The sequence below is a fragment of the Pedobacter sp. Bi126 genome, from assembly GCF_918698245.1.
In the GTDB taxonomy this organism is placed as follows: domain Bacteria; phylum Bacteroidota; class Bacteroidia; order Sphingobacteriales; family Sphingobacteriaceae; genus Pedobacter.
In genome coordinates, this window is record NZ_CAKKMS010000008.1 from 232,437 (window position 1) to 245,673 (window position 13,237).

Annotated in this window: 6 protein-coding genes; 3 read left to right on the plus strand and 3 right to left on the minus strand. The window is 43.1% G+C overall.

All coding sequences use genetic code 11. The annotated features are described in order from the left end of the window. Positions 1-170 precede the first annotated feature (170 nt). Positions 171-989, plus strand: a complete 819-nt coding sequence (locus LQ201_RS23745; RefSeq protein ID WP_230146148.1) for an alpha/beta fold hydrolase — start codon at positions 171-173, stop codon at positions 987-989. A 138-nt stretch (positions 990-1,127) separates the two neighbouring features. Here LQ201_RS23745 and LQ201_RS23750 read toward each other — a convergent pair whose 3' ends face one another. Then, a complete protein-coding gene (locus LQ201_RS23750; protein ID WP_230146149.1) occupies positions 1,128-2,537 on the minus strand; it encodes an alpha-L-fucosidase in 1,410 nt (469 codons plus the stop codon). 234 nt (positions 2,538-2,771) lie between these two features. Here LQ201_RS23750 and LQ201_RS23755 point away from each other — a divergent pair, with 234 nt between their 5' ends. Next, a complete protein-coding gene (locus LQ201_RS23755) occupies positions 2,772-4,205 on the plus strand; it encodes a sensor histidine kinase KdpD (RefSeq protein ID WP_230146150.1) in 1,434 nt (477 codons plus the stop codon). A 12-nt stretch (positions 4,206-4,217) separates the two neighbouring features. Then, complete coding sequence (locus LQ201_RS23760; protein WP_230146151.1) at positions 4,218-4,922, plus strand: response regulator transcription factor; 705 nt, start codon at positions 4,218-4,220, stop codon at positions 4,920-4,922. A 152-nt stretch (positions 4,923-5,074) separates the two neighbouring features. Here the strand turns inward: LQ201_RS23760 and LQ201_RS23765 are convergent, their stop codons facing one another. Together LQ201_RS23765 and LQ201_RS23770 are read right to left on the minus strand one after the other, a co-directional pair. Continuing rightward, positions 5,075-5,959: a PorP/SprF family type IX secretion system membrane protein gene (locus tag LQ201_RS23765; RefSeq protein WP_230146152.1), complete on the minus strand. Its 885-nt coding sequence runs from the start codon at positions 5,957-5,959 to the stop codon at positions 5,075-5,077. Between the two features lie 21 nt (positions 5,960-5,980). Next, the gene (locus LQ201_RS23770) at positions 5,981-12,748 is read right to left on the minus strand and encodes an MBG domain-containing protein (RefSeq protein WP_230146153.1); all 6,768 of its coding nucleotides are present in this window, start codon (positions 12,746-12,748) and stop codon (positions 5,981-5,983) included. Between the last annotated feature and the right edge of the window lie 489 nt (positions 12,749-13,237).

Sequence of the window (13,237 nt, forward strand, 5' to 3'; positions counted from 1 at the left end):
AAACAAACAACAAACACCTAAAAACCAAATACTTAACAAAATGGATCACAAATTGTAATAAGTGAGCACGAAACTTAATATACAGTTTAACGATTACCTTTACATCAATTATTAATTTGGGGTAATTCGCAAAAACTGCTTTAAACAATTAAAATTAATCATAAAAAGCTATGAGTACAATTAAAGTAAAAGACGGAACTGAAATTTATTACAAAGATTGGGGAACGGGACAACCAATCGTTTTTCATCATGGATGGCCATTATCTGGAGATGACTGGGATACACAAATGATGTTTTTCCTGAAACAGGGATATCGGGTGATTGCGCATGACCGCCGTGGGCATGGCCGCTCAGGTCAAAGTGCCAATGGCAATGATATGGATACCTATGTAGCCGATATTGCAGAACTAACAGCAGCACTCGACCTGAAAGATGCGATCCACATTGGCCACTCCACAGGTGGTGGTGAAGTAATCCGTTACGTGGCGAAACATGGAAAAGGCCGCGTTGCAAAAGCAGTTCTAATCAGTGCAGTAACGCCGATTATGATCCAAAACGAAAGCAATCCGGAAGGTGTGCCATTGGCGATATTTGATGAAATCCGTCAGGGCACGGGTTTTACCAGAGCCCAATATTTTTACGATTTCCCGGTAGCATTTTACGGATGGAACCGTGATGGCAAAACCGTTCAGGAAGGAATAAAACACAACTGGTGGCGCCAGGGCATGATGGGGTCTGTATTGGCACATTATGAGGGGATTAAAGCATTTTCGGAATCAGATTTCACTGAAGATCTAAAAAGTGTGGAAATTCCGGCATTGGTATTGCATGGAGAAGACGACCAGATAGTTCCTTTTAACCAGGCACCAAGAGCGGCAAAATTGTTGCCAAATGGAAAACTGATCTCTTACCCAGGTTTCCCTCATGGTATGCCTACAACAGAGGCGGAAACAATTAACAAGGATATTTTAGCCTTTATTAAATCGTAAAGTTTTTATAAATCTGTCACAATAAGCTTGTCGAAATGCCTGTAATTTTATAAACAGGTCGTTCGACAAGCTATCATTTATATACTTTCTGAATAGTTTAATAAATTAGCCGGGCCAAAAATGATCCGGCTATCCTATTTATTTTCTTTCGTTAAACACCCCTAGTTCAGCAATAGCGGGCGGGTTATCAAAGTCTGTAATGGTTACCTTTATTTTTTCGCACCAGATGCGCTCGAATCTAAAAATACTTACCTTTTTCTCTCCCTCATTTTTGGCAGCTAAAGCATTCCATTTACCATTTGCATAATACTGTAAACTGTAGGTAGCTTTTCTGTTATTGCCAGCGGTTAGCACCACCATATTGCAGGGAACAGCTTTTTCGAAATTCAGTTCATACCATGGCGATTTTACGGTGTGATTGGACGACCAGCTCGAACCAAAATCATCATCATTGGCAAAATCCATGATATTCATATCATCACCCCAGCTGCTGTTGCTTTTTATGTGCTTGGCGATGTTGCTCGAAATAATCGGTGCAGCGTGCGCAGGAATACGTGGAAGATCTGTAGATTTTTTATAAATCTGGCCCATTTCTTTAAGTGCTGCCAAAGCATTATCGTCTATTAAACCATTTTTACCGGGCGCTACATTGAGAATAAAATTGCAATAGGCACCGTTGTAAGGAATGATGAATTTATTCACCAGCTCAGGTACGTTTTTTACCGGAGTGGTAGGAAAAGACGTTTTCCAGAACCAGTTGGCCTGCAGAGGAAGGCAGGCAAGTGCCGGAAGCTTGTTGTTTTCTTTAGAAATAAACTGGCCTGCGCCCTGCTCATAAGATTTGATATCGGTATAAAATAGCGCCTGTGTAGGATATTTTGCTGCATTTAAATCCATCACCAAACAGTTTGGCTGTATTGATTTAATCAGGTAATAGATATCTTCAAAAGGTACCTGATCATAAGAAATCCTCGACCATGGCGCGTCCCATCCATCGATAATCAACGCTGTGATCTCGCCATAATTGGTGAGCAGTTCGGTAATCTGATCTTTGATCATCTTAATGTGGGCTGGAGTAATCTGGTTTGGGCGGATGCCATGGTGGGTATCCAATATGGAATAATACAACATTACCTTTAATCCGTTTTTGCGGAAAGCATCTGCATATTCCTTAACTACATCGCGCTTTAGTGGCGTGTTCATTACGTTATAGGCTGTAGTTTTGGTATTCCAGATCGGGAAACCACTATGGTGTTTGGTGGTAAGGCAACCATAGGTCATGTTAGCAGATTTTGCAGCTTTTGCCCATTGGTCTGCATCCAGCTTTGGCGATTGGAACAATGAAAGATCGGCATCAGGGTCAGACCAGTCCTGATCCATAAAAGTTGGCATCCCATAGTGGATAAACATACCCAACCCAAGGTCAACAAAATCCTGTTGAAGTTCAGTCAGTGGTTTATTGGCCGATTTTTGCTGAGCCATTGCCGGATAAATAGCTATCGTTCCCGAAACGATAAGCAATAATGATAAAATCCTTTTAAAGGTCATTTCTCTTTTTTTGGTTATGTGATTTGTGTTATTTATTTAAAAGACTTATTGGGTTACAGATACTTATTAATTCCAATCGATCAATTGATCTGGTTTTCATTGAGATCTGCTTTCAATTATTCAAAGCTACAGCCGACATTGAAAGAATTTGTCGAACGAAAACGTAACAGAAACCTAACAAAAGCTTAACGTTATGGTATTTATGAAATAATACGGCTATTTTTAAAGGATAAAATGAAAGATCGTATATATAAGTCAGTAGTATTAGTCAGTTTTCTGATATTGCTTCTGGTACAGCTCAGGTTAACCTATAATTCTTACGTTCTGAGAGACAGGGACTATAGTTTAAAAGAAAAAACGCTGATTAATGATGAATATGGGCGCAGTATATCCGAAGACAAAGTTTATAAGGGCGGCGGAAAGATTATCGATTCGATCCTCTCGAGAAATATGCCCGCGCTTAAACAAGCATACTTAAGCAACAAGAAAGAATTTGTTAAACGCTCGCAAAGCATTAGTAATACACTATTAAAAGACCTGCGAAAAGAAAGTACTATGGACAGTGTTTTCCGCTCGATCGTTAAAAGGAATGGGTTAGATTCCAATCTGCAGTATCTGCTCACTTTCCAGTCAATTGAGATTAACTTCGACACCAATATAGGCGACATCACCGTATTTGACACCAGTACCGATACGTTGTTCAAAGCAGGCCAAAAAACACCGTTTGGCGTTATCATTGATGGTACACTGACTAATCCGAGCGTTCAGAATAGGGTAACTAACCTCTCTGTTAGTGGCAAACTGGTGTACGATTATAGAGTTACCTTTAATCTTTTTGTCGATCCTCCGGGCCGCACCTTAAAAGTTGCCTATCAAATGCTACCAACATTTTTATTGGTTGCGCTTTGCATTATTATTATTGTAGGCATTAATTATTACACCTATATCAGCTGGATGCGGCAGAAAAAAGAAACGGATGTTAAATCTGATTTCCTAAACAGTATTAAACATGAATTTAACACCCCCATTACAACTATATTAGTGGCAAGCAAAAGCCTGCACGAAGATGAGGTGCTCAATGACAGGACACGCGTAAATGCACTCGTAAATATTGTAGAGAGACAGGCACGGCGACTTCACTCCCACATTAACCAGATGCTGGAAATTTCGGAAATCAACAGCAACATTAACCTGGAGGAAACAGATCTTAATTATGCCATTCTTACTTTGGTTAATGATTATAAAATAAAAGTTCAAGAGCCAAATAGTCTTACTTTTGATCCTCATGGCTCGGAAATAATGATCATGATTGATCCTTTTGTGTTTACCACCATGTTACAAAACATCCTCGACAACTCCTTTAAGCACAATCATAGCGATATAAAAATGACTGTGCTCTTCATTACCGAGCATATTGACGGATATACCATCCATATTAAAGATAATGGAAAAGGAATTGAAGACGCGATGAAGGAAAAAATATTTGATAAGTTTTTCCGTGCGGGCAAAGACAATACCGTTTCGGGCCTGGGACTGGGCTTATATTACGTTAAACAATGTATTGATATTCACAGCTGGGAAATCAATGTAAGAACAACATTGGGAAAAGGGACCGAGTTTCTGATTCATATCCCTAAGGAGCAGACCCTAATTAGTACAAATCATTAATCAAAGAATTTTATGAGTTATGATATCGTAATAATTGAAGATGAAATAGACCTGGGCAATGTAATTTCAGAGTACCTGAAATTGAGGGGATTCAGTGTGCTATGGTTCAAAACTGCTTCAGAAGCATTGGCATATTATAGCGCAAACCAGCTTGATAACAAATTGGTTATTGTGGATGTACAGCTACCAGATATGAATGGCTTTGACCTGGCCTCAGAGATGGTAATGATCAACTCCAATCAACCTTTTTTCTTTCTAACGGCACATAACGAAAAACAGGACCGTCTTCGCGGCCTCAAGATCGGTGCAATAGATTATATTTCAAAGCCATTCGAAATTGAGGAGCTGGTGCTTAGAATAGGAAATATCATCAATAAGTTTTCAAGCGCTCCAACTGCACAATCTTTATCCAGTTCAGGATTTATCAACATAGGTGATATCAGGTACCAAAAAGATCAGCTGTTTCTGCGGATGCCCGACAGCAAAGAAGTTTCCTTAACCGTTAGAGAATCGGAAGTATTAGACCATTTGGCTGGCAATATAAATCAGGTAGTTAAAAAGAAAGATATTTTATTGGCGTTATGGGGAAACGACGATTACTTTAATGGAAAAAGCCTTGAAGTTTTTATTTCAAGGCTAAGGCGGCTCTTTAAGGCCTCTGGCCATGTTAGTATAGAAAACGTATATGGCCTGGGCTACATTCTAAAAGTTAAATGATAGCACATTTATTACTTCAAAATTGTGTAGCTGATCTTTAAAGATGCTCATTATTCCATGTAAAAATAGAGAGGTTTATGCTAACGCTTCAAGAAGATACCACCATTTCCTTCATGCGTTCAAATACCCAAGATTTTCCTTCCGCCAAAATTTTACAGTACGCTCAACCGGAGATTCAGCTCAAAACTGCCGTTGGTATAGGCACTTAAGGCCGAGGTCTGTGTGGTGTACATCCCGCTGATCAGGTATTTTCTTTTAAAGTCTACACCAATACCAAATGTGGCATTTTCACTGCTATGGTATACACCCATCAAAAACACCTGTTTGTTTGCAATCCAGGCCTGTGCACTCAGATCAAAGATATTATCGAAGCCTTTCACCCCGCGGTAGGCTACTTTTGGTTCAAGCGCTATCCCCTCCATTCCTTCGCTCAGCGTAATCTTATAACTTATGGCTGTATAAAAAGTGGCCACATCAGCCAGCTTGATCACATCTTTTTTGAAAAAGCTTTTCAGGTTGGGCAGCGACCCCTCAATACTCAGTTTATCTGAAGTATAGGCAATACCGAAATCCCCATCAAGATAGGTTTTCCGGTCATTGTAAAGCCCCACCATCGGGTCGTTCGGATTGCCATAAATATCTGCGTTTTCAAGACGCTGGTTCATGAAACCTACCGACAGGCCAAAATGAAGCTGCTGGTTGTTTGCGTTTAAAGGCAGGTGGTAGGCATAACTGCCCACTATGCGGGTCTGCCGCTGTAACCCCGCACTTTCATTGCTCATGTTCAGTCCTATACCCACTTTACTGAAACCATAGTCGGCGGTGAGATTCTGCGTTACCGGAGCACCCGGAACGTTATCCCAAAGTTTACGGTAGGCCCCGTTTATGCGCAGGCCATTGTTTGCACCTGCAAATGCGGGATTAATCACATAACGGTTGGTATAATACTGTGAGGAAAGCGGATTCAGCTGCGCATGAACACTGGCTGCAGGTATCCATACGGCCAGTAACATCAATAATTTATATAAAGTCTTCATTTGATCTTCTCTTTAATTTAACTAATTTTCCCTTACCAGTGTGATAAAACCCTTTACCCTCATCTTATCTGTACCGAAATCAACAATATAATAATAGGTACCCTCCGAAAGTGCCGTTCCGTTGACTGTTCCATCCCAGCTGTTATCGTACGCCTTTTTACTATAAATGATCCTTCCGGCCTTATCAAATACCTTAACCTCATTGTTCGGATAGTAGTCGATATTCTCGATTACCCACTTATCGTTAAAGCCATCATTATTTGGGGTAAGAATGTTGTTCGCCTTGATTTTTGAAAGATTCTCGGCCACAGTCAGGGTAATGGCCTGGCTCTGGCTGCATCCGCTGCTGTTTGTCGCGGTAACGGTATAAGTAGTGGTTTCTTTTGGTCTAACGGTAAGACTGGCAGCATTTTGACCGCTTAAGATGCCGCTTGCGGTTGCCCATACATAACTTGCAGCTCCTGTTACGGTAAGAATAGCCGTCTCTCCCCTGCTGATATTGGTTCCCTTGTCGCTATTGATAGTGACAAGGGGAAGGGGATTGATCTTGAACACACCGTTGATATAATTAAAAGTATAATTGGCAGATACGCCGCCTATTGGCGAAAGCACATAATCTCCAGCCGCAGAAGACCTGCTTCCGGTGCTGTTTACTGATGGTTTTGTGTCTAGACTGTTTGCATTGTCAGAAAATTTAAAACCGTTGTAGCTTAAAGTAAATACTGGCAGATCGGCTCCCTGGCACATCTGCTTTGCATCTGCAGTTACGCTTAGCACCGCCTTATTAATTGTCAGGTCAGCTGTTTTAAAATCTATAGTGTAATTAGCACCCGCGCTCAAGGTACTACTGACAATAGCATATACGCCTACATTTTCGCCAGCCACACGGCTAAGTGATCCGCTAAAGCTGTCGCCTGTTCCCAATGCCGGGGCAAAAGTATAGGTCAGCGCCGGATCGGCATCTCCGTAAGTTTTGCTCTTGGCAGCGGCAGTTACCGTAATGGTTTTCTTTCCGATGGTCAGATCGGCTCCCGTATAAGTCAAGATATAATTTGCATTTAAAGCCAGGCTGCCCTGGTTGATCGGATAGATACCTACATTTTCGCCTGGCACACGGCTAAGTGATCCGCTAAAGCTGTCGCCCGTTGCCAATGCCGGGGCAAAAGTATAGGTCAACGCCGGATCGGCATCCCCATAGCTTTTATTCTTAGCGGCCGCGGTTACCGTAATGGTTTTCTTAGCAATTACCAAATTTGCCGCTATATAGTTCAGGGTATAATTTGCATTTAAAGTCAGGCTGCCCTGATTGATCGGATAGCTGCCCACATTTTCGCCTGCCGCACGGCTAAGTGATCCGCTAAAGCTATCGCCCGTTACTAATGCCGGGGCAAAAGTATAGGTCAAGGCCGGATCGGCATCACCATAGCTTTTATTCTTAGCAGCAGCAGTTACCATAATGGTTTTCTTAGCGATAGTTAAATCGGCACTACTAAATGCTATGCTATAGTTATTGCTTAGTGCAAGTGTACCTTGATTGATGGCATAAGTACCAATATTCTCACCAACCGCCCTGCTTAAGGATCCAGTAAAGCTATCACCTGTTTGCAGTGCAGGAGCGAAAGTATAGGTCAACGCCGGATCAGCATCACCATAGGCTTTGTTTTTCGCTGCTGCTGTCACCGTTATTGTTTTTTTGCCAATGGTCAGGTCAGCACCAACGTAAGTTATGGTATACTTCCCGTCAAGGGCAAGGGTACCCTGACCAATTGCATAGGTACCAACATTCTCACCAACCGCTCTGCTTAAGGATCCCGTAAAACTATCACCTATTTGCAATGCCGGGGTAAAAGTGTAGGTTAATGCCGGATCTGCATCACCATAGGTTTTGCTTTTCGCTACCGCGGTTACTGTTATTACGGTTTTCGCTTCGATGGTCAGATTGGCCCCGATGTAGGTCAGCATATAGTTTCCGTTCAATGCCAGTGTACCCTGGGTAATGGCATATGTACCAGTGGTTTCACCAGCTGCTCTGCTCAAGGATCCCGTAAAGCTATCGCCTGTTACCAAAGCCGGGGCAAAAGTATAGGTCAGTACCGGATCGGCAGCGCCCTGGATTTTACTCTTCGCTATTGCTGTTACCGTTATTGTTTTTTTGCCAATAGTGAGATTTGCGCCCACATAATTTAAGGTATAATTGCTGTTCAGTGTAAGTGTACCCTGGTTAATGGCATAGGTTCCGATATTTTCACCAGGCAATCTGCTCAATGCTCCCGTAAAAGTATCAGTACCTACCAGCGTCGGGCTGAAAGTATAAGTCAGTGCCGGATCTGCATCACCATAAGTTTTGCTTTTGGCAGATGCGGTTACCGTAATGATCTTTTTGCCTATCACAAAATCAGCTCCTACATAGTTCAAGTTATAATTTGCATTTAAAGCCAGGCTGCCCTGATCGATCGGATAGGTGCCCACGTTTTCTCCTGCCGAACGGCTAAGAAACCCGCTAAAGCTGTCGCCCGTAACTAATGCTGGGGCGAAAGTGTAAGTTAACGCCGGATCGGCATCACCATAACTTTTGCTTTTGGCTACCGCGGTTACCGTTATCGTTTTCTTGCCGATGGTAAAATCCGCACCAACATAGCTTAAAGCATAGTTGCTGCTCAATGCAAGGGTACCCTGAATAATGGCATAATCACCTGCATTTTCACCTGGCAGTCTGCTTAAGCTTCCGCTAAAGGTATCGGCAAAGGCCAGGCCTGATCCGCCAACCGTAAAGGTAAGGAAGGGATCAACACTACCGTATTCTTTCGATTGTGCAGTAGCTGTAACCGTTACCGTCCTTGGATTGATTGTAAAATTTATTCCAGGAGTAAAGGTGATCGCATAATTAGTGCTTAGTGCTAAGGTACCCTGGGTGATGGCATAGCTGCCAACATTTTCTCCTGGTGCGCGTGATAAACTGCCGCTAAAGGTATCGGCGAAAGCCAAGCCAGATCCGCCAAGCGTATAGGTTAGGAAGGGATCAACATTACCGTATCCTTTTGATTGTCCAGTAGCCGTAACCGTAATTGCTCTTTTATTGATTGTAAAATTTGTACCTGCGGTAAAAGTTATTGCATAATTGCTTCCAGCCGAAAGCGTACCCTGGGTAATGGCATAAGTACCAATATTCTCCCCCGCTGCACGGGTAAGTGATCCGCTAAAGCTATCACCGGTAGCTAAAGCTGGTGTAGCGGTAAAGTTTAGCGCAGGGTCTACGTTTCCGTAAATTTTCGAATTTACAGTTGGGTTTATTGTAATTGTTCTAACCGAAATGTTTGCTGTTGTTGATGCGGTTGCATTGCCTAATGTATAATTGCCCGATGCACCACCAGAAATGGTAATGCCCGTAACCGTTATCGGTTTATTTATTCCTACAGCAGCCGATGCAAATGAAGCTCCTGTGTAACTTTCGGTAAATACATCGCCTGCTACACGGTCATCGCTAAGGGTTACCGTTGCAGTTGCAGTCCCGTCGTACAGTTTATTATTCCCGGTTGCTGATACAGTTAATGGTTTTGGTGTAACGGTTAAAGCTGAGGCATTAGCTGCAGCCTGTACAAAATTATAGTTTGCTGCCGTTAGTCCTCCACCATTAATATTATATGAACCAACAGCACTACTTATTGTAGCAGAGCTTGACCAACTAATAGTGCCGGTTGTTGCGGTTGTTATAATTTCCGAATTTACAAAGCCGGTTACTGTTCCTGTTAAAACCGGAACACTTGCCCCATAAACTTTTGATATCGCATTTGAAGTATAAGTTAATGTTGCCTTTAAAACTGTACTCGAGGGTATGTTTATCGTAGCACTATTTGCACCTGCACTTGTTAATATCACATTTCCTAAATTTGTACCAGCGGATGCAGTTGCTTTTAGTCTTACATATACAGTCCCGGACACCGTACCAGAACTACCGATGATGGCAGAAGGACCGAAAGTTGTACCATCGGCACTCACCTCAAAATTGGTGGTTGATGATGGGGTAGCCGTAATTCCTGCCAATAATCCGGTACCGGATACAGTTACACTAGTTGTAGCGGATGCCGTTCCATAAGTAGTGCTTAAGCCCACAGGAAAGTTGGCAGGGGCAGAAATTGTTAGCGCCGATATCGCTATGGTGTATGATACTGATTTATTGCTCGAAAACGCATCAGTACTTTTTACCGTAAAAGTATAGCTTCCTGGTGCAGTGGCCGTTCCCGACAATACTCCAGCAGCACTCAGCGTGATACCTGTAGGGGGCGCGCCGGCAGTAATCGAATAAGTATAAGGCGCTGTTCCGCCCACAGATAAGAAGGTTTGGCTATATGCGGCGCCCAAAGTAGGATTAGGCAAAGTAGCAGGGCTTATTGTAATATCGGCCTGAGCAACATTAATGCTATAAGCCTGAGATTTACTGCCCAAAGATGCATCTGTACTTTTTACGGTAAAGGAATAGCTTCCAGCTGCTGTGGCACTTCCCGACAGTACTCCAGCAGCGCTCAGCGTGATACCTGTAGGCAGCGCACCGGCAGTAATCGAATAAGTATAAGGTAATACTCCCCCGGTAGATGACAGAGATTGGCTATAGGCCGATCCAACCACCGCATCAGGAAGTGTAGCAGGGCTGATGGTGATCACAGCCGGTGCAACAGTAACTGAATAGGCCCTTACCCCATTAAAAGGAGAAATATCGCTTGAGAATATAGAAAAATTAAAGGTACCAGAGGCTGTTGGTGTTCCCGAGATAAGACCTGTGCTGCTGAGCGACAGGCCTGCAGGTAGTGCACCTGCACCAACAAGATAGGTGTATGGCGCTATCCCACCGGTAGAAGACAGTTGCTGGCTATAGGCGACCGTAAGAACCGGATCGGGTAAAGTAACCGGATTGAGTACGACCGTTGGCGCAGCAATCTGTATGTTATATGCGCGTGTGCCAGTTACCGAATTGCCATCAGCAGCCTGGACTGTAAAGTTAAAAATTCCGGCCTGTGAAGGCGTTCCTGAAAGAACACCCGCTGGGCTCAGGGACATGCCTGCTGGCAGACTGCCTGCACTTAACATAAAGGTATAACCCCCTGTACCGCCTGAAGCAGTAACGTTCTGGCTGTAAGCCGCTCCGTATACCGGATTTGGCAATGTTACTGGAAAAAGTGAAATTGGAAGTGTGGCCTGAATACTATTTCCAGTTTGATCTGCTGTAGTTAATGCCGGATCCGCACCCCTGTTCCAATCGTCTGCAGCAGCCAGGTTATAAATATTGCCATCCTGTGCCGAAAGACCATTCTTGTTTAAAACAGGAACAAGTGCGGCTTTATCGGCTGCATTTAATGCAACAGAAAACAACTGTGCGGAAGTGACTTCAACGCCGGCCGAAGTTAAGGTATAGGTAGCGCCACCCTGGCCTTTAACGGTCAGCTTAGTGACATCAATATCGTTGAGCGCACCACTTCTAATAAGAAAGCCGGTTCCGCTCACTACCATCACCCCTGTTGTTCCGTTGTAAGTTGCAGAAGTAATGGCCGGTACGGCTACCCCACTCACCGTAACCGCATTGGTTGCATCTGCATTTAAACTTACGTTGGCCATCCAGCCGTTTGCGGCTGTTAGGTTATAAACAGTACCTCCTGTAGAGGTTGTACCATTCTTATTTATAATCATGCCCAAGGCCGATCTGTCGGTGGCGTTCAAAGTCACGCTAAAGGCTGTTGCGCTGGTAATTTCCACATCGGGACTTGTGAGCGTATAAGTACTACCGCCCTCAGCGGTAAGTGTTAAGGTAGAAATATCGACATCATTGGCAGCACCTGCTTTAGCCTGTAAGCCTGTACCTGTTACGGTCAATGTCCCTGTTGATGCATTGTAAGCTGCTGAAGTAATGGTTGGCAAAGCCAGAGTGGTAAATGGACTGTTCGCACCGTAACTGGTGCCTTCTGAATTAATTGCGTAAGCCCTATAATTGATCAGGGTACCTGCCGGAAGGGAAGAAATCGTAGCACTAAAACTACCCGTACCACTTCCGTTTTGCACCTTGTTGTTCGAAGTTGTTGGAACACCACTGGTTGACCATACAATACCTCTTTCGGTTACAGTGGCACCTCCATCGGCAGTTACATTCCCACCTAATACAGCCGAATTAGTCTGAATAGTGGTAGCCGCTGTAGTACTAACAGTTGGGGCCACTTCTGTTCCGGTAGCTATTCCAACCCTTATATCATCGATCCAATAACCATTATTTGCTTTAAAATATATATCAACACTATTTACGGCCAATGTTCTGGTGAAAGTATTGGTTGTAGTGGTAATTGCGTTCGATCCTCCAACTATAGGAGAATTATCCTGATCCGTTTCGGCTGCTCCTGCAACTTTATTATAGGTAACAATATACCATGGCGGGATAACGATACCAAACTGGCCGTTGTAACTGTTATAGCCTTCGTGCCTAACATACATCGAATAAAAATTAAAAGGCTGTCCATCTGCGCGCTCCAATCTGAAGGTGTCTCCTCCGGCACCAGTTTTCCACAAAGAAGCAGAATTGCCGCTTCCGCCTGTTGCACTAATGCTAAAACCTCCGTTTCCTCCCGAGGTAAGTTTATAATTAACGCCAGCAATAGTAATAACAGCTTGTGTGGCCCAGGGAGAACCCGAAGGCGTTGTTATTGTTGCCCCTGCATTAAAATTATAGGTGGTCTGTGCAAGGCAAAACAGGGACAGGCCAAAAACTAAAAAGATCAGTAAAGAGCCCTTCAATAGATTGAATAATCTCATGAGCGTAATATTTGGTTAAAATGTAGATGATCGGTTGGCTGTAGGTAGTCAGTTTTATTAAGGAAGTAGAGCGTATCGGCAAATAAATGACACAAATAAACAAAATATCAAACAGGAAAGAGATTGCGGCGTTGTAATATTTATAATACAATACAACAATCTTAAAATAGCACCAAAAAAACGTTAGTCGACGGAACAAAAATGTCATTAACTTAAGCCCTTTTAACCACAGATGCGCACAGATAAACACAGATTTCAATCGTCACATTGTCCCTCACCTGGTCTTAGCGTCTCCAATGCTATTAAGTTAAGCTATTTATATGTTTGGTGCAACCTGCTTTTATTTTGCCGAACTTTAATTTTGGGAAAGCTTCTTGTTGGCTTTACCGCAACTACAGTTTTAGAAATTTGCTCTATTAGCTGTTTAATTATTGTTTTCAGTTTTGATCCCATTACTAACTCAATTAGGCTGTTCCTGACAAATCTGAA

What these genes read in the sequence shown, in the direction of transcription:
- LQ201_RS23765 (WP_230146152.1), bottom strand. Translation starts at nt 5,959, where the DNA reads ATGAAGACTTTATATAAATTATTGATGTTACTGGCCGTATGGATACCT.
- LQ201_RS23760 (WP_230146151.1), top strand. Translation starts at nt 4,218, where the DNA reads ATGAGTTATGATATCGTAATAATTGAAGATGAAATAGACCTGGGCAAT.
- LQ201_RS23745 (WP_230146148.1), top strand. Translation starts at nt 171, where the DNA reads ATGAGTACAATTAAAGTAAAAGACGGAACTGAAATTTATTACAAAGAT.
- LQ201_RS23750 (WP_230146149.1), bottom strand. Translation starts at nt 2,537, where the DNA reads ATGACCTTTAAAAGGATTTTATCATTATTGCTTATCGTTTCGGGAACG.
- LQ201_RS23755 (WP_230146150.1), top strand. Translation starts at nt 2,772, where the DNA reads ATGAAAGATCGTATATATAAGTCAGTAGTATTAGTCAGTTTTCTGATA.
- LQ201_RS23770 (WP_230146153.1), bottom strand. Translation starts at nt 12,748, where the DNA reads ATGAGATTATTCAATCTATTGAAGGGCTCTTTACTGATCTTTTTAGTT.